A 21,334-nucleotide genomic window follows, 5' to 3' on the forward strand; every position below is an offset into this window, starting at 1 on the left:
TGCGTTATTTCCATTCGATTAGAGTTAGCTTCTTACAACTTCCGCATACAAACTGCCCCGCGCCTTGCTTTCGATTGTAGTTTGGACATTCAATCATTTACAATCGTAATTAACTCATTTATATCAGTTATATTTAATGCCGTTATTATTTTATCGATATGCTCTCTATTTAGAGATTTTCGTTGATTATTATATAACTCGCTAATAGCAGCAGGTCTAATACCTGTTAACTCCGCAAGTTCTTTTTGAGTTTTGCCTTTCTTTTTTAAAACGTCATCTAAAGTAACATGCACTTTCGGCATAGTTATCCTCCTCGTTAAAGTTCAAACAAATGTAATAACAAAAGTAATTACTATAATTATAAGTTTTCATAAGAAATTACGCAATAACGGAAAAATTAATTGTTGACAATTACGAAATAACGTAATTATAATATAGTTATAAATTACGCAATAACGGAATTGCGAAAGGGAGAGATGTTAATAGAAACATAGTTAACGAAGTATCAGTATTTAAAATACGCAAATTAAACAATTTATACGTGAATCACGTATTTGGTCGACAAATGAATAACGGAAATTAACCGTCTAGTCTCCTGCGAATATTCGTTTTAAAAAGCGGATTTCAAGAGGCTTAGTTTCCTATTGTCTTTTTTAGGGAAGGGCGTGGGGATTTCCGAACGAGGAACGACCTAACACTCGTTAAACTTGAACAGGTGAGCCTAGCCAATGTCGGAAAGTAAGGCGTTACACAACCAACGCATAACCCTTCCGTGCGTGTGTAAGTCTAGGTGGTCGCTACCATAAAAGGCGAGGAGTGGACGAGCTTTGTTACTGCGGTAACAGGGTTCTCGGTAAGATACGTATTGTGGGAAGCTCTGCGATATAGAAAGACCGAGAGGCGAGAGATCGCCGAAGTCGGAAGGGGCATACTCGGAAACCTCAGCCAACGACTGACGCTAGTATTGTACTTTACCTCTTACGCGCTTTACTAATCTTAGTATCGCGCCGTAGGGGTAAACTCTGCGCCACGTTTCCTAGACCGTCCTCCTTCTGCTAGCAAAAAGCGTCAAGACCGTCAAGTAGACGGGTATGACGATTAATTTAGGCGGGGAAGAGAACGGAAGAAAGAGATAACGTCGATTCTAAGCGTAAATAATGAGACAGTACGTTGATAAATCGGAGGGGGATGGGTGAATGGGAGTTACGGTAATGGGACGAAAGTTAACGTGGATTAATGAGAGTACAATCGGTAAATAAGAAGGAGGGGACTTCGGTGACCAAAATAAAAAGCGCAGGAAGCCCTACGCTAAGTTAATGGGAGGTATAAACCCTTGTCTTGTAACAGTTTATTATATAAATTTTACTGTGCTAGCGGTCACACTATCGGTCACACTTTGTGCGAAAATCCTTACGAAATACCCTTCCTAAAGCCTTTTATATAGCAGTTTCCGTGTATGATGCGTATACTGGTCAAACACGTGATGTGAAAACATTATCTGGCGGCGAAAAATTCAATGCGTCACTTTGTTTAGCGCTTGGTATGGCTGATGTGATTCAGTCCTATGAAGGCGGTATTTCCATTGAAACGATGTTTATTGATGAAGGCTTTGGCTCACTAGATGAAGAGTCATTAACAAAAGCAGTTGATGCTTTAATTGATTTACAAAAATCAGGTCGCTTCATCGGTGTGATTTCACACGTACAGGAATTAAAAATTGCGATGCCAGCAGTGTTAGAAGTAACGAAGCAAAAAGATGGTTGTAGTCAAACTCGATTTGTGGTGAAATAGTAGATGCCCAATTGGATTTTTCTCCAGGGGATTATTTTACAGTTTCTATCTATGAGTTTAAAGCTGGTATAAACTATTATCTCTCTACTGTTAGAGGGCATACTAAAATAAATACACTAAGTGATATTATCGAGTTTAATAAAAGCAATCCTGAAACTTGCTTAAGGTATGGGCAAGAAATGTTAGAAATGGCAGAAGCAACATCGGGTACTCTAACGGAAGATAAATATTTACTTGCTAGAAAAGAAAATCTGTATCTAACAAGAACGTTAGGGTTAGACAAAACTCTGAATGATTGGAATTTAGATGGAATTATGACAACAGAAATTTTAAGCCTCTCTGCAGTTGCAGGTTATCCAAGTATAACTGTTCCGGCAGGTAATAATTCCGAAATACCTGAAAGTATAATTTTTATGGGGAAACCATTTTCAGAAGATACATTGTTATCATTTACCTATACCTATGAACAGGAAATCAAGTGGAGAAAAGCCCCTTTTTAGATAAGAATTTTTTATTCTAAAGCAACAGTAAAAACTAAATACGTTGTGAAGTAAAAAACCAATTTTGAATAGTTATTTCAAAATTGGTTTTTTATATTATATATGATGTGGATTTCAGCGTACTTCCCTTTACCACTTGATGTATGTATATGTAAGAATGGGTCTATAAACATCATCCGACCTTTATTGCTCCATCTTCTTTTTTCTGATATTTTGGCTTATAAATATATTGAGATACGATAAGTAAAACAGCAATAAAAAATACTGGAAATATACTCGATACATCTAGACCGTTATACATCAGAGTTGTAATGAAACTACTTAGGATAAATAGTGCTGTATACACATGAGAAACTTGTTTTTTTAATCGAATTTTGAATACTTCCATCAATGTTTCGCATGTTACAAATAGGATAAGAATACTTAAAAATATCACATTTGTATCATAAATGATTAAACAACAGATTAGGCCGAAAAAAGCTAGATATTCAATGAGTAATGGAATATTGCGTGGCATAAGATATTACCGCACTAAGTAAGGCAGTGGATCAACTGCATTTGTTTTTTCAAAATTCCATTCTCCATTATGTAATTCAAAATGAAGATGTTGCCCAGTTGAGTGTCCTGTATTTCCCATTTGACCTAAAACTTGTCCAGTTTGAACACGATCTCCCACTTGTACAGCACGATTTTTCATATGTGCATACACAGTTGTATATAATTTCCCTTTTATAGAATGGGTGACAAATACGACGTTCCCATAGCTGCTAGAATAGTAGGATTTAATAACCTTTCCTGCAGCTACAGCATGAATAGAAATATCCCCAGTTGCTGTAAAATCGACACCATAATGCATTTGGCCCCATCTGATTTCAAAGGGCGAGCTAACTCGTCCTTGTGTTGGAAATGTAAAAACGGCAGGTATAGAAGGGGGAGTAGACGTTTCTTGTGGTTTATTTTGTACTACATAATGCTGTGCTACATATCCATACCCCGAGCCAAAACGAATTTTATACCATGTACCTACTGTACCTACAACTTGTATTTGCGTCCCGTTTTGCAATGAACCAATAACAGCAGTATTTGTTCCCGCCCCGCTGCGTACTCTTAATGTAGGGGCTGCAACATGATAAGAAGCATTACCTTGTATGGTGATTCCTTTGACTAATGGTTGTGAGCCATTCGATACAAATTCTTTTTTTACATATCCCACTTTTCCGTTGTGAGAGATGAGATACCAGTCATCATGTGTTTCTTGAACAGAAATAAATGTTCCATTTGGTAATACGTCAAGGATTGAGGATTGTATATTTGGTTCTGAACGAACATTTAAAGCACTTGCATGTACAATATGTTGGTTATGGAGCTGATTTAATTTTGTTAAAGATAGATCTGATTTATGTATGTAACCAATTTTATTTTGGGCGTTTACCTTATACCAGTCACTTGTTGTTTCAAGAATGATAACAGGTGTGTTGTATGAAATACTTCCAATGGAATCACTATTCGTTGTCGTACTTTGGTACAGCTGTACAGTATCAAGCTTTACGTATCCAATTTTTGTGTTGTTTTTTTGCTCCGCGGCAGCTGTTTGCAAGCCTTCTTCAGCTATGGATGGGAGAAGGGTAGCGACTGCGACAGTTGCTGCTGTCAATGCTGTAGCTTTCATATTCATCGTATAATAGGCCTCCTTGTAGTGTTTGTTACAAAATTTAGAATTATATTAAAATGATAACAGATTTATCAATATTATGGAAATAAATGAGAGGTAATTTTATTTTTCTCAACATATGAGTTGTTTGTACAAAGGATCAGTAATATTGACAAATAAGAGATAACAGTTAACTATATTTCTCTGAAAGAAGCTGCTTTTTTCATTCGGGGATAGGCAATAACACTTACGGTAGGAGTGTAATAAATTGGGGATAAGTGTTTTTTTAAGTAAGACTTGCGCTATTAACAGATAAAGTGAATGAAAAAACATAGCTTTTTAGTATTTGGTGATACCCGTATTTTCAGTCAGAGGGATCTTTCTTTAATATTTCAATGTTCGCTAATACTTATGAGAGTCCTTGGTTTCATTACTACAAAATCCCTTAATCCTTTTGAAAATAAAATGTCATCATTAATTTATCCTCTATGTAATTCAAATAAACTTCTATATGTGAAAGGGATTTTCCAAAGTTTAAAAACATACAATATTCGCGAGTTTTGCGTGTGTTTGTTAGTTTTGTAGAGAAGATTAACTTGCAAAGTACAAAATCCAGCTCTAAATAATCTTTATTTTCCCAATTAACATATTTTTCCGCCTTTCGTATAATTAGATTACAAAAAAAGAACAGATTACCCGCGGTACTATGGGTAGAAAGTTCGTTACTTGTAGAAGCATTCTTTTTTGATTGTACTCTAACAAACATGGGGGGAAGAAGATGAAAAGAAAATCAAAAGTTCCACACAAGGTAATAGCAACGGCAGTAATGTCTGCAATGTTGTTTACGACAACAGCATTTGCCGAAAACGAGACGAACAGTAAGGAACAGCAAGAAAATGTAGAACAAATTGTAAAGCAGGGGCAACAAATCTTCTTGGACGAGAAAAAGAAAGAAGCACAAGAAGTAAAGGACAAACTTGGATATGAAAAGGCAAAGAAGGAAATTCCGCCATACGCACCTTCAGAAAAAGTGAGAGTTATTGTGGAGGTTCAACAACCTTCAGATGTAAAGTCAAAGTCTATTGGAGACAAGAAATCAAGCTACAAGGCGGTTCAAGATCGAGTAATTGCTCAAATCCAAAAAGCAAAATCTAATGTAAAAGTGAAGCACCGTTTTTATGAAGGGTTCAATGGTTTCAGTATGGATACAGAATTCCAAAATGTAAAAAATATGAAAGATATTCCTGGTGTCACAAATGTACATATTGCAAAAACCTTCCAGCCTTCTATGGGATCAAGTAAAGAATTGGTCCAAGCGCAAAAGGTTTGGGAACAGTATGGATATGAAGGGGAAGGATTGCTTGTAGCAGTTGTGGACTCTGGCATTGATCATACTCATCAGGATATGAAGCTAACAGAAAAAGGACAACAAAAAGAGAAATGGAAACAAGAAAATATTCAAGAAAAATTTGCCGAAACAACAGTCAATGACGTTTGGTACAGTGATAAGGTTCCAACGGGATACGATTGGGCAGATGAAGATACAGACGTTATTCCGCATAGAGATCCGCATGGTATGCATGTTGCTGGTACAGTAGGCGCAAATGGAAATGAAGAAGCTGATGGAGTAAAGGGCATTGCGCCTGGGGTACAGTTGCTTGCTGAAAAAGTATTTTCAGATAAGGGCGGCGGTGCTTATGAGGATGACATCATTGCAGGTATTGAACATGCAGTGACAATGGAAGCAGATGTCATCAACATGAGCCTAGGTTCGGATGCAGGGTTTGTTGGAGAAGAAAATGATCCGATTCAAAAAACAATTCGTCAAGCGACGGAACAAGGTACATTAGTAGTTGTTGCCGGAGGAAATTCAGCGTACAGCACAAAGAATAGTCTTTTGCCTACCTCCAAACAACCGTATGCGGAAAACGCTGATATAGGAACAGTAGGAGAACCAGGTGTAAGTCCGTATGCTTTATCAGTCGCTTCCTATGAAAATCCGAAAATACATATGGGATCCATGAAGAGCGAAGATGGATTTGAGCTCCCGTATAAAGATCAAACGCAGTATAATTCCAAACTTTCAAAGACTTTATCAGAGAATGAAAGCTATGAAATGGTGTATGTGGGCGAAGGGAGAGCGGAAGACTTTTCTGGTAAAGATGTAAACGGAAAAATCGTCGTTGCAAAACCGAAGCAGCCTTATGCGTTTTATTCGTACATTCAAAACGAAGCAAAAAAGAAAGGGGCAAAAGCGGTTATCGTAGTACCGCCTTCAATGATAGAAGATTATCCGTATTTAAATTTTAGTCCTATCTTTATTCCAGCAGTAACAACTAGTAAAGCGGTAGGAGATGAGTTAATTGCAAAGCTTACAAGCGGAAAAGTTGTCAAGATGAAGCTGACAGGGAGTACTTGGGTAGAAAATGCAGATAAGAATACAATATCTGATTTTTCGTCATTCGGAGCACCACATACATTAGATTTTAAACCAGAGCTTTCTGCACCGGGCGGCAATATTTATTCTACTGTGCCTGGTAACGAATATGAAGTGATGAGTGGAACATCGATGGCGGCTCCGCACGTAGCTGGTGGTTCAACGTTGCTACTACAAGCTCTTTACGAAAAAGGACTTTCTCATTCTAAAGACACAGCGTTAAAAGCGAAACTCGCATTGATGAATACGACGGCGATTGTTATGGACCCGAAAACGAATGGACAAGTTCCTTATTCACCGCGTATACAAGGATCCGGATTAATGCAAATTCAAAATGCGATCAATACGCCTGTACTTGTATCCAACAAGGGTGCTTCGCTTGAACAAGCAGGAGCGGTGGCATTGAAGGAAATAAAAGGACAAACAGCACGTTTTGATTTGAATCTAGAGGCTTTAAGTGAAAACGTGCCTGAAGAAATGGAATATACCGTATATGTAGATGTGCTGACTGACGATATAGAAACGAAAGAGTTTGATTTAAATAATGATAATAAGACAGATGTTTCTAAGAAATATTTAACACTAACAAGCAAGAGAGTGAAAGGCGCATATTCACTTATTAACGGAAAAAAAGTCACAGAATCAAAAGGAACTACTATCAAAATAAAACGCGGTCAAACGAGTAGTTTACAAGTGAATCTACTGCTTCCGAAAGAGTTGCAGAAAAATACTTTTGTAGAAGGGTATGTTCGACTTATTCCTACAGGTGCGAACAAAGATAAGAGCGTGCCGCTAACTGTACCATATATGGGTTTTTATGGGGAATGGGATTCTATGAAAAACCTTGATCCAGTTGCATGGGATGAAAATGTATTCTTAGGATATACAGTGTTATGGGATGATGTGTCAGATCTTCCATTGGGATATGATCCGAAAACTGGTAAATTTAACGAGGAGCGAATAGCTGTCTCAACTCGTTCGATTCCGCCTGGTATTTTTTCAAGCTTTACAACGCTTCGTAATTTAGCAAAAACAGAGATGTATGTAGAAAATTCAAAAGGAGAACGTATTAAATGGCTAGGAGATTTTAGCGAGTACACAGGAGAACCATGGAAATTCCGAAAGAATATTATGGCGTATAGAAACTTCAGCAACCAAGGCTATTTATGGGAAGTTAAGGATGAAAATGGACAGCCAGTACCAGATGGAACTTACAATTATGTTATTAAAACAACATTAGATTACCAAAATGCTAAGCCACAAGAAGTAAAGATTCCGGTTAACGTGGATTCAGTTGCACCTGTAGTATCAGACATTCAAGTACAACCTAAAAATAATGGAGAATACGAAATTTCCTTTAAAGCAGAAGATAATGAAAGAGGAAGTGGCTATAATGGTGCCATCGTTTGGTATAACGGGAAATACAAATCATTACAACCTGGGCAAAAATCGTTAACTGTTAAAGAAGAAGTGAAGGGTGTAGTCGTAATGTCAGCGGATTACGCATACAATCAAGGTTACACTGTATGGGGAGACCCTTCTTATATCAATAGTGAAATGCTCATAAGCTTTTTCAACGTATATCCAAACAAAGATGTAAATGCAAACACCCCTGTTCAAATTACGGGATATACCTCCAATCGTGTGGATTGGAAAGTGTATATCAAAGATGAAAAGGGTAATATAGTTGATACAATTACAAAAGAAGATGAGCATACTTTACGCATTTCTTGGACACCGAAACCGGAGCTTCCAAACGGTACGTATACGGTTGTGGCTGATGCTGTGAATGATGGTGGTTTTAAGGTTACGACAGAACCAAAAACATTTACGGTTCTACAGCAATAATTGGGATGAGAATTTTCTTATATTAGTGGAAGAGGGAGGGGGGTCCCAAAAGTGGAGCGGCTACACTTAGTTGGACAGAAAACTTAAGGTCAAGTAGACTACAGATCATAACACTTGAGGAGAATCTACGATGACTAAAAGAGAACGTCGAACATTTACTGATGAATTTAAAAATCAAATCGTTCAATTATATCAAAACGGTAAAAATATATTATTTTCATAATTAAAATCACCAATTATATCTTGAATTTTACAGATTACCCTGGTGTTTTTTGTTTCTTTCTTTATTAGCTTATGTATTGGAATGAGTTTGAAAAAGAGGTTAAAGAAAGTTCAGTATCTGTAGAACAGTAAATGGCATGAACAAAAGTGGACACAATGAGACAACCGTCTCGTTATGTCCACTTTTGTTTGTATGAAAAAGAAACAAACCGCTTCATGACAAGGGATCTATTTTGGCACGTTACTTGCATTATAAAAGACGTACAAAAAAATGGGAGGGCTGAACATGTTAAAAACAACTGAAAATAAAGGGAATGAAATTACAAAAGAACAAGCTAGTTGGATGTACGAAAAAATGTTAGAGATTCGTAAATTTGAAGATAAGGTGCACGAATTATTTGCACAAGGTGTTTTACCAGGTTTCGTTCATTTATATGCAGGGGAAGAAGCAGTCGCAGTTGGTGTATGTGCCCATTTAACAGATAGTGATAGTATTACAAGTACACATAGAGGACATGGACATTGTATCGCGAAAGGCTGCGATTTAGATGGCATGATGGCCGAGCTTTTTGGAAAAGCAACTGGATTATGTAAAGGAAAAGGCGGTTCTATGCATATTGCCGATTTAGATAAAGGAATGCTTGGTGCGAACGGAATTGTATGCGGAGGATTTCCACTTGTATGCGGTTCGGCCTTAACAGCTAAGTATAGAAAGACAAAAGATGTAAGCGTTTGTTTCTTTGGGGATGGTGCAAATAATGAAGGCACGTTCCATGAAGGAGTGAACTTAGCAGCTATTTGGAAGTTACCAGTTATCTTTATAGCTGAAAATAATGGATACGGTGAAGCAACTACATTCGAATATGCTTCTAGCTGTGATTCAATTGCGGATCGTGCGAAAGCTTACAATATTCCTGGTGTTCGTGTAGACGGAAAAGATCTGTTAGCGGTGTATAAAGCAGCAGAGGAAGCAATAGAGCGAGCAAGAAACGGCGAAGGACCAACAATAATTGAATGTATGACATATCGAAATTACGGACATTTTGAAGGCGAAGCACAAACATATAAAACAGCAGATGAACGAGAAGAGCATTTAAATGAGAAAGATGCGATTGTGAATTTCAGAAAACATTTAATTAACAAAGGATTACTTTCAGAATCAGAGCTTGTGGAAATGGAAAATGCAGTGGATGAAGCAGTACAAAAAGCAATCGAGTTTAGTGAAAATAGTCCGTATCCAAAGGATGAAGAACTATTAACAGACGTATATGTTTCTTATAAATAAGAGGAGGGTGAAAGAAAATGACTAGAAATATTAGTATGTCCAGTTCAATTAATGAAGCGATGAAGTTGGCAATGCGCCGTGATGAAGATGTAATTTTAATAGGCGAAGATGTTGCTGGCGGTGCACAAGTTGATCACCTGCAAGATGATGAAGCGTGGGGCGGTGTACTTGGTGTTACAAAAGGGCTCGTACAAGAATTTGGTCGTGATCGAATTTTGGATACACCGATTTCAGAGGCTGGTTATATGGGAGCAGCAATGGCTGCAGCTGCGACTGGTTTACGTCCAATTGCTGAATTAATGTTTAATGACTTTATTGGTAGCTGTCTTGACCAAGTGTTGAACCAAGGTGCGAAATTCCGTTATATGTTTGGTGGAAAAGCAAAAGTACCAGTAACGATTCGTACAACACACGGAGCAGGATTTAGCGCAGCAGCTCAGCATTCACAAAGTTTATATGCATTGTTTACAAGTATTCCTGGGATTAAAGTGGTAGTCCCATCAACACCATATGATGCAAAAGGTTTACTTTTAGCATCCATCGAAGATGATGATCCGGTTATCTTTTTTGAAGATAAGACGCTCTACAATATGAAAGGTGAAGTTCCTGAAGACTATTACACAATTCCATTAGGAAAAGCAGATGTAAAACGTGAAGGATCGGATGTAACAATCGTAGCAATTGGTAAACAAGTGCATACAGCACTGCAAGCGGCAGAAAAGCTGGCGAAAAAAGGATTTGAAGTAGAAGTAATTGACCCACGTTGCTTATCACCACTTGATGAAGAGACGATTCTTGCATCTGTTGAAAAAACAAATCGTCTTATCGTCATTGATGAAGCAAATCCAAGATGTAGCATCGCAACTGATATTGCAGCAATTGTTGCGGATAAAGGCTTTGATTTACTAGATGCACCAATTAAACGAATTACAGCACCGCATACGCCTGTGCCGTTCTCACCGCCACTTGAAAAGTTATACTTACCAACACCTGAAAAAGTAATTGAAACAGTTTCTGAACTTATTGGAGACCGCTCATTATTAAACGTTTAACGATACAAGAAGGGAGAGAGAAGCATGGCTGTTGAAGTTGTAATGCCAAAACTAGGGATGGCGATGAAAGAAGGAATCGTAACAGCTTGGAATATAAAAGCAGGAGACAGTGTGACGAAAGGTGAATCACTCGCTAGCATTAACTCAGAAAAAATTGAAATGGAAATTGAAGCGCCAGCTGATGGAACTGTTTTAGATATTGCAGTAGCGGAAGATCAAGGTGTTCCGCCAGGTACTATTATTTGTTATATCGGAAAGCCAAATGAAGCTGTGCCGATCCATGAGGAGCAACCTAAACCTCAAGATTCGGCTCCAAAAGTAGAAGTGTCAACAGAGGAAGTACAACATACAGAACCAATTGCGAAAGAAACAACAAAACATCGAATTAAAATTTCTCCTGTTGCTAGAAAAATAGCAAAAGCTGAAAATGTTGATATTTCAAAATTGGAGGGAACAGGACCAGGAGGAAGAATTACGAAAGCAGATGTTTTAAAGGCGTTAGAAACAAAGGTAGCAATACCAGAAGTAGCAGCACAAGAACAAAGTAAGCAGATCCCTGTTTCCGGTATGCGTAAAGCAATCGCGACTCGTATGTATGCAAGCTTACAAAATAGTGCGCAGTTAACGTTAACGATGAAAGTAGATGTAACAGATTTATTGGCGCTCCATAAACAAATGGCGGATGTCGTACAAAAACGATATGAAAATAAGCTAACTATTCCCGATTTTGTTTCCCGTGCTGTCGTATTAGCACTACAAGAGCATCAACAAATGAATAGTGCTTATATTGATGAAACGATTTATCAATTTGAACATGTTCATTTAGGAATGGCAGTCGCTTTAGAAAACGGATTAGTTGTACCAGCAATTCGTTTTGCAAACAATTTATCACTTGTTCAATTATCAAAGGAAATTAAGTCTGTTGCGGCAAAAGCGAGAGAGGGCAGCTTAAGCGGTGATGATATGCAAGGTACAACATTCACAATTAGTAATTTAGGCTCTTATGGAATCGAACATTTTACACCAGTATTAAATACGCCTGAAGCTGGAATTCTTGGTGTAGGGGCAATTGAACATGCGCCTGTGTACCGAGGAGAAGAATTACAAAAAGGAAGCATTTTACCATTAAGTTTAACATTCGATCATCGTGTATTAGACGGTGCACCTGCAGGAGCATTTTTACGTACCATTAAACAATATTTAGAAGAGCCCGTAACAATTCTTTTATAAAAGAAGGTGAGATAGAATGAGTAAATTAGTCATAATCGGCGGTGGACCAGCTGGATATGTAGCGGCAATTACTACTGCTCAGCAGGGGGAAGAGGTCGTTCTAATTGACGAGAATGAACTTGGTGGTACGTGTTTAAATGTAGGGTGTATGCCGACAAAATCGTTATTAGAAAGTGCGGAAGTGCACGATATTGTGAAACAAGCGAAGGACTTTGGTGTAAAACTTCCGCAAGATGAAGTTGTCATTGACTGGGAACAAATGCAGGGCCGGAAAAATAAAATTGTGACCCAGCTTGTGGAAGGGATTCAATATTTAATGAAGAAAAATAAAATTAAAGTGATAAAAGGAAAAGCGAGTTTTCTAACAGACCATCGCTTGCGCATCGTGGGTGGTAAAGAAGAAACAGTAGACGGGGATCAAATTATTATCGCTTCAGGGTCAGAACCTGATGAGTTGCCTTTCGCACCGTTTGATGGAGAATGGATTTTAAATAGTAGTCATGCGATGGCACTTAAAAAAATCCCATCTTCTTTATTAATCGTTGGTGGTGGAGTCATTGGGTGCGAGTTTGCTAGTATTTATAGTCGTTTAGGAACGAAAGTCACAATCGTGGAAATGGCACCGCAGCTTCTTCCTGGTGAAGATGAAGATATCGCTACTATTTTACAAAAGAAATTGGAAAGCGATGGTGTTCAAATCCATACTGGAACAGCTTTAAAAGGTTTAAATATTGATAAAAAGCAAGCGTTGTTTGAAAATAAAAGTGAAACGCATCAGCTAAAGCCAGATCATGTACTCGTTTCCATTGGCAGAAAACCACGTGTAAACGAATTAGGTCTTGAAAAGGCTGGAATTGAGTTTTCGAACAAAGGAATTTCTGTAAATGAACATATGCAGACGAACGTACCACATATTTATGCTGCAGGCGATATTATTGGGGGAATTCAACTAGCTCATGTTGCATTTCATGAAGGTGCCACCGCAGCTCTTCATGCATGTGGTGAAGAAGTAAAAGTAAATTATCATGCGGTTCCGCGTTGTATTTATACATCTCCAGAAATTGCAAGTGTTGGTTTGACAGAGAAGGACGCACGTGAACAATATGGGGATGTTCTCATTGGTGAATTTCCTTTTGCTGCAAATGGAAAGGCGCTTATTTTAGGAGAACAAATTGGGAAAGTAAAAGTAATTGTAGAACCTAAATATCAAGAAATTGTCGGGATTTCAATTATTGGCCCGCGTGCAACAGAACTAATTGGACAAGGAACAGTCATGCTGCATACAGAAGTAACGGCCGATGTAATGAGAGATTTTATCGCAGCTCATCCAACATTATCAGAAGCAATTCATGAAGCGCTGTTGCAAACGATAGGACACGCGGTACATGTTTAAAAAAGGACAAGTTGCTATGCAACTTGTCCTTTTTTATTGTAATTTAGTAGAAGGGGTTATGAATGTCATTGAAGAAAAATGATATAAGTATCGTTATAATGATATTTAAATAAATAATAAAAGAGATAAATTACTTCGTTTTAAAAGGAGCGGATGACTTTGCAAATCAAAACAAAATTATTCATCAGTATTATTTCATCGATTCTATTAATTATTGGAAGTACAATGTTGTATATGGAAGATCATTCAATGAAATGGTTATGGATTTTTATTGCTGCTTCATGTATAGTACAAAGCTTCATGTTATATAAGAAACGAAAAGAAGTGAATTAATAACAGATTGTGTCATCTTTCTGATTATATTGAAAACGATTTTATTGCGTTTTATAATAGAAATACATTTTCTTTTTGAGACTCTTAAGCATAAAGTAAATTAGGAGTTTTATCCCGCATTAACGGGCAGTAATATCCCCACCTCAAAATTTTGCAAGAAAGAAGTTAGGTGGGGGATAAAGAAACTCCTACTGCCACTGATCAAAGTTTCACTTTATAGTACGTTAGAGAGAAATATCTCCAAAATGAGAAAAAGGGAGATGATACGATGTTAACTTCACCGTTTTACTTACATACTTGGAAAAAGTTTGTGGATGAGGGTGTACTTGATTCTACACGTATGAATAAAAGAATTTCAGAATCGTGGCATCGGAGTAAACAAGCCCATGTCAATCCCCATATGAACAAGGGTCAGAAAATTCTAACATTAGATGAATTTCATGAACAAAAACAGAAAAGTGCAATCTTCCTTGATATAGCATTACCACATCTTCAAAATATGCAAAAAACAATTGATGAATTACAAATGATGGCGCTTTTAATAGATCCAGATGGATATGTACTTTCTTTAACAGGAAATAAACAGACGTTACAGCAAGCAAAACATATTAATTTTATTGAAGGTGTGAAATGGACGGAGGCAGCAGTCGGTACAAATGCGATTGGTACGGCACTTGCAATTGAAGAAGCGATCATGATAAGTGGTACAGAACATTATTCCGTCGCATCTCACAGTTGGAGCTGTGCAGCAGCACCAATTCATAATGACGATGGAAAATTAATTGGTATCCTTGATATGTCATGTCCGATGGAATTCTCTCATCCGTATATGCTTGGAATGGTAACATCAATTGCACATGCGATTGAACGTGAATGCAGTATACGTGTACACCAGCATGAATTGGAGTTAATTCATCGTTTTTTAGAGGTGATTGATAGCGAGGAACCATTGTTAATTTGTAATCACAGGCAAGTTGTTATTTCTGCGAGTAAGCCTGTCAGGGAACAAGTGCCCAATTGGTCACGTATGAAAGTCAGTAATCTAATGCAATATGGATTTCTTAGCCGAATGGAAATCCCCGTGTATTCGAATGAGCGCCTAATTGGAAAATGTATTTATTTATTAAAAAATGTATTGGATCATCCAAAGGTTTACGGTGCTATACAAATGTCTCAGCCTGTACATTTTCCTGGCGTTGTTGGAACAAGTTCTACTTTTCAGCACACATTAGAAGAAATTAAGCTCGTTTCACCGACTGATGCAAGTGTTTATGTTTGCGGAGAAACTGGGGTTGGAAAAGAGTACGTGGCCCGGGCAATTCATGAAAATAGTCCAAGAAAGAATGGCCCGTTTATTGCGGTTAATTGCGGGGCACTTCCAAAAGAATTAATGGAAAGTGAATTATTCGGTTATGTAGAAGGGGCTTTTACTGGAGCGCGTCGCCAAGGATATAAAGGGAAGTTTGAACAAGCAAGTGGCGGAACCATCTTTCTTGATGAAATAGGAGAAGTACCGCCAGAAATGCAAGTAGCACTTTTGCGTGTCCTACAGGAACGTAAGGTTACACCAATTGGGAGTGCGAAGGAAGTACCTGTAGATATTCGAGTCATTACCGCAACGCATCGAGATTTATTGCAGCTTGTTGACGAAGGAGAGTTCCGCCAAGACTTATATTATCGGTTGCCCGTTTATCCAATTTATGTGCCCTCTTTGTGTGAACGGAAAGAGGATATTCCATATTTTATTCAAGATTTTTGTGCAAGAAAAAATTGGGATGTTCAGTTTCCTTCGAATATATGTGATCAACTTCTTCAACACGAATGGCCAGGAAATATTCGTGAATTGTTAAACGTGCTAGAGCGTATATATATACTCTCACAAGGTAGGGAAATATGTGATAAGCAAATTTCATTCTTACTACATACGATGAATGTAAAAAGTAAACAGCTCAAATTAGAAGGAAAAGAAAAGAAGAATCATGAGCATACATTAACATTTAGAGAAAAGGTTCAGCGAGATGGAATGATAGAAGCGTTGCAAAAAACAAATGGAAATGTCTCACTAGCGGCAAAACTATTAGATGTACCGCGTAGTACATTTTATAAAAGAATGCAGCGATTTGAGCTGTAGTAAGCAGGTGTTTCATAGCCTGCTTATTTGTATTCCAGCGCATGAAATGTCGGAACCTGCGCTTGCCGGGGAAATAAAAAAACATGGGGAAAGAATCATTTCCTAATAGGAGAGATAATCCTTTCCCCATGTTTTTATAAAGCGAAACTTTAATCAGAGGGGGCTTTCCCCCCTCTGATTATTAGCCCTCACCAATCGGGCGTTTAAGGGCAGTTTATCCTCCACCTAACCTTGAGGTGGGGGGTACTGCGCATTAATGCGAGATAAAAGTACTATAAAAGGAGAGTCGTAATTGAAATACATAGAAATTGGATTAGGAAATAGATGGCTGATCCGGACTGAAACGGAACGTGAAGATCGAACTGAATTTGAGCAAAAAGGGATTGTTAAACCCATTATTTTGGAGTCTGTTTATTTACGAGTTTGGATAAGGAAAACTTGTTTTATTTTAGATTCAAAAGAAGGGTTTAAGAAAACAAGGAAGCGCCGTAATAAGTATAAGTTTATTTTGGGGATTGTTAGTAAGTTATAGTAAATAAAGTGATTTTTATATCCGGGAGGGGAACATTGGAGTCTTCCGGTTGAAGCAATTGGTCCTGGTGAAATGCCAGAAGAAGCTGTTATTCACGAGCTTTGTGAAAAAAACAGGTTTACAAGCAATAACCAAAACAAATACATGGTTGTGGTGTAAAAGGAATTTTAAATAAAACGATTCGAAAGTCATAGCAAAAAGAAATGAAAATGCATATAGCACGCATCCGTTATAACCCAAATCATGATGCTTGAGGGGAAAAGCGTGCTATTCATTTTTATATAACCCTGTGGTATACATTTCTGTTAGTGTATATACAACTTCGTCTAAAGATATTTCCCTTTTGTTCCGAACAATTTCCCATAGGAACATTTCATTCATGTAAAACCAACCACGTGCTACAATCGTTTTGTCTATATCATTTTTTGCCAAACCATTTTGTTGAGAATAGGCTATATCTTGAATAATTCGATTTATAAAGCGTTCACGAATATCACTCCATTTTTGACGAACTTCGATTGAAGTACCAATTGCTTCTTCAAAAATTTGCAACATCGTTCTTTCTTTTTCAGCCATTTGTAAAAAAGCTCGTACTTGATTTTGGATCATCATGTGAGCTTCTTTTTTTGTTTTAGGACAAAAGGAACGTTCAGCAATACTGTAAAACTGATTCATTACATCTTCCATAAGAACAATTAAAATATCATCTTTATTTTTAAAGTATACGTATGCAGTACCATAGCCGGTTGCTGCTTTTTTTATAATTTGTGAGATTGTTGTTTTTTGAAAACTGTGTTCTATAAAAACTTCCCGGCCAGCTTCTAATAATTTTTTTCTTGTTTCTACTGATCGTTTTTGTCTTGTTGAAAGAAGACTTTTTTCCAAACATACCACCTCTTTATACTGAAAAATCTGAAAATATAACTTTATTTTAGGTGAAGGTAGCGTAAAATGTCAACTGACATAATATCATTGACGTTATGTCAGTTTTGATGATATATTTCAATTAATTAGAATTAAAAGAAAATTAAGAGAAGGTGAGAGAATGTATCAAAAACCATTTGAACCATCTTATGAATATGCAATTGAATGTGATAAACATGATGAACTTGCATCATTTCAACAAGAATTTTATAAGAAAGAAGGAACAATCTATTTAGACGGCAATTCACTTGGACTTCTATCAAAACGAGCGGAACAATCTTTACTTACTATGTTAGATTCATGGAAACAATACGGGATTGATGGATGGACAGAAGGGAAACACCCTTGGTTTTTTCTATCAGAACAATTAGGAGAGTTAACAGCTCCACTTGTGGGAGCTTTACCCGAAGAAGTAATTGTAACCGGTTCCACGACGACGAATATTCATCAAGTGATTGCAACATTTTATGAACCGAAAGGAGCACGTACAAAGATTCTTGCGGATGATCTTACTTTCCCATCTGATATTTATGCACTGCAAAGCCAACTTCGTTTAAAGGGACTCGATCCAAATGAACATCTTGTTCAAGTCAAGAGCCATGATGGCCGAACGTTACTGGAAGAAGATATCATTGCAGCGATGACTGATGATATTGCTTTAATTTTGTTACCTGCAGTGTTGTATCGAAGTGGACAAATTCTTGATATGAAGCGACTAACTGCAGAAGCCCATAAACGAGGCATTCATATCGGTTTTGATTTATGTCATTCGATTGGATCGATACCACATGATTTCCAAGGATGGGATGTTGATTTCGCTGTATGGTGTAATTATAAATATTTAAATGCAGGACCTGGTGGTGTTGCCGGATTATATGTAAACAAAAAGTATTTCGATCGTCTTCCGGGACTGTCCGGTTGGTTTAGCTCACGAAAAGATAAGCAGTTTGATATGGAGCATGAATTAACAGTAGCTGAACATGCAGGTGCGTATCAAATTGGTACACCGCACGTATTAAGTACTGCACCATTAATTGGATCACTTGAGATTTTTAAAGAAGCAGGACTGGAACGATTACGAAAAAAATCATTACATATTACGCGCTATATGCTTGATTTAATCGATTATGAACTGAAAGATATGGGGTTTACGATTGGTAATCCGCTAGAAGATGAAAAACGTGGGGGACATATTTATTTAGAACACCCAGAAGCGGCACGGATCTGTAAGGCGTTAAAAGCAAATGGTGTCATTCCGGATTTTCGTGCACCAAATGGAGTTCGTCTTGCACCTGTGGCTTTATATAACACGTACGAAGAAGTATGGAAGTCTGTACAAATTTTGAAAAAGATTATGACCGAAGAGCAATATAAACAATTTGAAAATACACGAGAGGTTGTGGCATAAAACATGAAAGAAAGCAACTGGATTGACATCTCACAACCATTAAATAATGATATTGCAACTTGGCCAGGAGATACACCATTTTCGTATGAAGTTTCATGGTCCAAAGAACAAAGTGGATCTGTGAATGTTGGGAAGCTGACGATGAGTATTCATACTGGCACGCATATCGATGCACCGTTTCATTTTGATAATGATGGAAAAAAGGTACTAGATTTAGACGTTGAAGTTTATATTGGTCCAGCTCGTATTATTGATGTATCAGGTATGGAGAGTATTGGTGCGGAAGAATTAGAAAGATTTCATTTAGAAGGTGTAGAGCGGGTATTATTGCGAACTTCTTCGCATGGGAATCCGCTTGCATTTCCAGAAAAAATCCCATATTTACGTGCTGATATTGCACCGTTTCTTTCAGAAAAGGGAATCCGTTTAATCGGTGTGGACGTACCTTCTGTAGACCCACTTGATGATAAAGAGTTAGCAGCACATCATAAATTATTTAAACATGGTATTCACATTTTAGAAAATATCGTATTAGACAGAGTACAAGACGGAGATTATGAACTCATTGCCTTACCGCTAGCGTTAGTGGATGGGGATGGAAGTCCTGTACGTGCTGTAATTAGACCGCTATAAGAGAAGACATAGGGATAGAAGGGGTGTTCCATTTATGAAAGAGAATGAAAAAGTAATTATGGAAAAGGGTATTCATACTGATTTTAGAGAGAATATGACGTACGGTGAGTACTTACAGTTAGATAGTTTGCTAGGCAGTCAGAAGAGACTATCAGATCATCATGATGAAATGTTATTTATTGTGATTCATCAAGCAAGTGAGCTTTGGATGAAACTGATTTTACATGAGTTGAATGCTGCGATTGAATCAATTAAAAATGATAAATTAGCACCAGCTTTTAAAATGCTTGCGCGCGTTTCAAAAATCCAATCCCAAATTATTCAATCGTGGGATATTCTTGCGACGCTTACACCAGCTGAATATATTGAGTTTCGTGATTCGCTCGGTCAAGCATCAGGATTTCAATCCTATCAATACCGTATGATAGAGTACGCACTTGGCTACAAAACGCCTCACGCTTTAAAAATTTATGAAAAAGATCCAGAATTACATGCCCGTTTGCTTAAAGCACTACATGCACCAAGCCTTTATGATGTGGCGATTCAAGCGCTTGTAAAAGAAGGTTTCCCAATCAATCCAAATCTTCTCCAGCGCGATTTAACGCAGCCTTATGAAGAAGATGCAACAGTTGAAGCGGCATGGGTGGAAGTGTATTCAGATGTTAAGAAATATTGGGATTTATATCAGCTCGCTGAAAAGCTTATTGATATTGAAGACTGGCTACAACAGTGGCGTTTCCGTCATATGAAAACGGTTGAACGTATTATCGGACATAAAATGGGCACAGGTGGTTCATCAGGCGTGTCTTATTTAAAACGTGTCCTCGATCAATGCTTTTTCCCAGAGCTTTGGAATGTGCGGACGAAATTATAAAAAAAGTCAGTAGCTCTTTCAGCTACTGGCTTTTTCTTTTGGATTGGTATTTCGTGATATAGTAAAGACTACTAGTAAAAAGTAATTTTTTGGAGGAACATACATTGGATTTTTATGCTTTAGAAAATATCTTTAAAAAGAAGAAAATAAATTCATTTCTCATATTTCAACATGGTGAACTTACTACAAATTACTACAAAACAGAAGAATGTGCACAGACTTTATACAAAATTAATTCTATCACAAAAAGTATCGTATCAATTTTAATCGGTATTGCCATTGATAAAGAGTATATAAATGATATACATACACCTATAACAAAATGGATTCCGAATGTACCAAAGGAAAAGGCGGAACTGACCATATATCATTTGTTAACGATGACAACTGGTGAAGATTGGAAGGAGTTTGGAAACGGAGTTGTATTTCCAAATGATTTTGTGGAGTCAAGAAATTGGATGGACTATATTTTAAGGACACCAGTGATTGACGAACCAGGAACAAAAATGAACTATAATTCAGGTTCTTCGCATCTGTTAAGTTATATTTTACAAGCTGCCACAGGGATGACGACAGAACAATTTGCAAAAACATATCTATTTGAACCATTACATATTTTCGATTATGAATGGCAACAAGATCCACAAGGAATTTACGTTGGCGGGTTTGGTATGAAAATGAAGTCAGAAGACCTGTTGAAATTAGGCCTATTATGTTTGCAAAATGGAGACTGGGATGGAAAACAACTTGTATCTTCAAGTTGGATTGAGCAATCTCATTTGCCTCGATTTACAACCTATGAACACGTAGGATCATATGGTTTTCACTGGTGGGTGTTAGATCAACAAACATGTAACATGCCATACCATACATATTTTGCGATGGGGTATGGGGGACAGTATATTTTGATTGTGCCACAATTAGAGCTTGTTGCAGTAATAAGTAGTCAAATGCCGAAGCGTGGGTTAGTACCGTTAAAGTTATTTATTCAGCACTTACAAGAGTTTGCATAAACTCTTGTTTTTTTATATGAATATAAAGTTAAATGAATATAAGGAGAGGAAATTGTAGAAGTGAAACCTCCATATTT

The 21,334-nt window shown here is 37.4% G+C and carries 17 protein-coding genes and 1 pseudogene; 14 read left to right on the forward strand and 4 right to left on the reverse strand.

The window, feature by feature from the left end; translation table 11 throughout:
* Positions 1-89: 89 nt before the first annotated feature.
* Entirely contained in the window at positions 90-302 is a 213-nt protein-coding gene (locus QUF99_RS15260; protein ID WP_289371088.1) for a helix-turn-helix domain-containing protein, read from the reverse strand.
* Positions 303-1,440: 1,138 nt separating this feature from the next.
* On the opposite strand from QUF99_RS15260, the pseudogene QUF99_RS15265 reads away from it, so the two are divergent.
* Positions 1,441-1,791, forward strand: a pseudogene (locus QUF99_RS15265) (SbcC/MukB-like Walker B domain-containing protein); the annotation flags it as partial.
* 11 nt (positions 1,792-1,802) lie between these two features.
* Positions 1,803-2,291: an amidase gene (locus tag QUF99_RS15270; RefSeq protein WP_289371089.1), complete on the forward strand. Its 489-nt coding sequence runs from the start codon at positions 1,803-1,805 to the stop codon at positions 2,289-2,291.
* 172 nt (positions 2,292-2,463) lie between these two features.
* On the opposite strand, the gene QUF99_RS15275 is transcribed toward QUF99_RS15270, so the two are convergent.
* Together QUF99_RS15275 and QUF99_RS15280 are read right to left on the reverse strand one after the other, a co-directional pair.
* Complete coding sequence (locus QUF99_RS15275; protein ID WP_289371090.1) at positions 2,464-2,808, reverse strand: hypothetical protein; 345 nt, start codon at positions 2,806-2,808, stop codon at positions 2,464-2,466.
* A 6-nt stretch (positions 2,809-2,814) separates the two neighbouring features.
* On the reverse strand, positions 2,815-3,966 hold the full coding sequence (locus tag QUF99_RS15280) for an SH3 domain-containing protein (protein WP_289371091.1): 1,152 nt from the start codon (positions 3,964-3,966) through the stop codon (positions 2,815-2,817).
* Between the two features lie 754 nt (positions 3,967-4,720).
* Between QUF99_RS15280 and QUF99_RS15285 the strand changes: the two genes are divergently transcribed.
* The 8 genes from QUF99_RS15285 to QUF99_RS15325 all read left to right on the forward strand — a co-directional run bounded on the left by QUF99_RS15285 (position 4,721) and on the right by QUF99_RS15325 (position 16,405).
* The gene (locus QUF99_RS15285) at positions 4,721-8,227 is read left to right on the forward strand and encodes a S8 family serine peptidase (RefSeq protein WP_289371092.1); all 3,507 of its coding nucleotides are present in this window, start codon (positions 4,721-4,723) and stop codon (positions 8,225-8,227) included.
* A 508-nt stretch (positions 8,228-8,735) separates the two neighbouring features.
* On the forward strand, positions 8,736-9,734 hold the full coding sequence (locus QUF99_RS15295) for a thiamine pyrophosphate-dependent dehydrogenase E1 component subunit alpha (RefSeq protein WP_289371094.1): 999 nt from the start codon (positions 8,736-8,738) through the stop codon (positions 9,732-9,734).
* Positions 9,735-9,751: 17 nt separating this feature from the next.
* The gene (locus QUF99_RS15300; protein WP_289371095.1) at positions 9,752-10,786 is read left to right on the forward strand and encodes an alpha-ketoacid dehydrogenase subunit beta; all 1,035 of its coding nucleotides are present in this window, start codon (positions 9,752-9,754) and stop codon (positions 10,784-10,786) included.
* 24 nt (positions 10,787-10,810) lie between these two features.
* Positions 10,811-12,016, forward strand: coding sequence for a dihydrolipoamide acetyltransferase family protein (locus QUF99_RS15305; protein WP_289371096.1), 1,206 nt, complete (start codon positions 10,811-10,813; stop codon positions 12,014-12,016).
* 16 nt (positions 12,017-12,032) lie between these two features.
* Entirely contained in the window at positions 12,033-13,409 is a 1,377-nt protein-coding gene (gene lpdA, locus QUF99_RS15310) for a dihydrolipoyl dehydrogenase (RefSeq protein ID WP_289371097.1), read from the forward strand.
* Between the two features lie 153 nt (positions 13,410-13,562).
* A complete protein-coding gene (locus QUF99_RS15315; protein WP_289371098.1) occupies positions 13,563-13,742 on the forward strand; it encodes a hypothetical protein in 180 nt (59 codons plus the stop codon).
* A gap of 268 nt (positions 13,743-14,010) precedes the next feature.
* Complete coding sequence (locus QUF99_RS15320; protein WP_289371099.1) at positions 14,011-15,873, forward strand: sigma-54-dependent Fis family transcriptional regulator; 1,863 nt, start codon at positions 14,011-14,013, stop codon at positions 15,871-15,873.
* Between the two features lie 292 nt (positions 15,874-16,165).
* Positions 16,166-16,405, forward strand: coding sequence for a DUF3977 family protein (locus QUF99_RS15325; RefSeq protein ID WP_289371100.1), 240 nt, complete (start codon positions 16,166-16,168; stop codon positions 16,403-16,405).
* 267 nt (positions 16,406-16,672) lie between these two features.
* Here the strand turns inward: QUF99_RS15325 and QUF99_RS15330 are convergent, their stop codons facing one another.
* Positions 16,673-17,290, reverse strand: a complete 618-nt coding sequence (locus tag QUF99_RS15330) for a TetR/AcrR family transcriptional regulator (RefSeq protein ID WP_289371101.1) — start codon at positions 17,288-17,290, stop codon at positions 16,673-16,675.
* Positions 17,291-17,450: 160 nt separating this feature from the next.
* Here QUF99_RS15330 and kynU point away from each other — a divergent pair, with 160 nt between their 5' ends.
* From kynU to QUF99_RS15350, 4 genes are all read left to right on the forward strand, one after another.
* Positions 17,451-18,737 carry a kynureninase gene (gene kynU / locus QUF99_RS15335; RefSeq protein WP_289371102.1) on the forward strand — a complete coding sequence of 429 codons (1,287 nt, stop codon included), beginning with the start codon at positions 17,451-17,453 and terminating at the stop codon, positions 18,735-18,737.
* A 3-nt stretch (positions 18,738-18,740) separates the two neighbouring features.
* Positions 18,741-19,370 (forward strand): arylformamidase, encoded by a 630-nt coding sequence (gene kynB, locus QUF99_RS15340; protein ID WP_289371103.1) that lies wholly within the window; start codon positions 18,741-18,743, stop codon positions 19,368-19,370.
* Between the two features lie 34 nt (positions 19,371-19,404).
* A complete protein-coding gene (gene kynA / locus QUF99_RS15345; protein ID WP_289371104.1) occupies positions 19,405-20,244 on the forward strand; it encodes a tryptophan 2,3-dioxygenase in 840 nt (279 codons plus the stop codon).
* Positions 20,245-20,348: 104 nt separating this feature from the next.
* Entirely contained in the window at positions 20,349-21,257 is a 909-nt protein-coding gene (locus QUF99_RS15350; RefSeq protein WP_289371105.1) for a serine hydrolase domain-containing protein, read from the forward strand.
* Positions 21,258-21,334: the final 77 nt, after the last annotated feature.

Source organism: Bacillus sp. DX4.1 (genome assembly GCF_030348195.1).
In the GTDB taxonomy this organism is placed as follows: Bacteria; Bacillota; Bacilli; order Bacillales; family Bacillaceae_G; genus Bacillus_A.

Coding starts and splice junctions, on each gene's coding strand:
- QUF99_RS15275 (WP_289371090.1), bottom strand. CDS start 2,808: ATGCCACGCAATATTCCATTACTCATTGAATATCTAGCTTTTTTCGGC.
- QUF99_RS15295 (WP_289371094.1), top strand. CDS start 8,736: ATGTTAAAAACAACTGAAAATAAAGGGAATGAAATTACAAAAGAACAA.
- QUF99_RS15285 (WP_289371092.1), top strand. CDS start 4,721: ATGAAAAGAAAATCAAAAGTTCCACACAAGGTAATAGCAACGGCAGTA.
- QUF99_RS15305 (WP_289371096.1), top strand. CDS start 10,811: ATGGCTGTTGAAGTTGTAATGCCAAAACTAGGGATGGCGATGAAAGAA.
- QUF99_RS15280 (WP_289371091.1), bottom strand. CDS start 3,966: ATGAATATGAAAGCTACAGCATTGACAGCAGCAACTGTCGCAGTCGCT.
- QUF99_RS15300 (WP_289371095.1), top strand. CDS start 9,752: ATGACTAGAAATATTAGTATGTCCAGTTCAATTAATGAAGCGATGAAG.
- kynB (WP_289371103.1), top strand. CDS start 18,741: ATGAAAGAAAGCAACTGGATTGACATCTCACAACCATTAAATAATGAT.
- kynU (WP_289371102.1), top strand. CDS start 17,451: ATGTATCAAAAACCATTTGAACCATCTTATGAATATGCAATTGAATGT.
- QUF99_RS15315 (WP_289371098.1), top strand. CDS start 13,563: ATGACTTTGCAAATCAAAACAAAATTATTCATCAGTATTATTTCATCG.
- QUF99_RS15320 (WP_289371099.1), top strand. CDS start 14,011: ATGTTAACTTCACCGTTTTACTTACATACTTGGAAAAAGTTTGTGGAT.
- lpdA (WP_289371097.1), top strand. CDS start 12,033: ATGAGTAAATTAGTCATAATCGGCGGTGGACCAGCTGGATATGTAGCG.
- kynA (WP_289371104.1), top strand. CDS start 19,405: ATGAAAGAGAATGAAAAAGTAATTATGGAAAAGGGTATTCATACTGAT.
- QUF99_RS15260 (WP_289371088.1), bottom strand. CDS start 302: ATGCCGAAAGTGCATGTTACTTTAGATGACGTTTTAAAAAAGAAAGGC.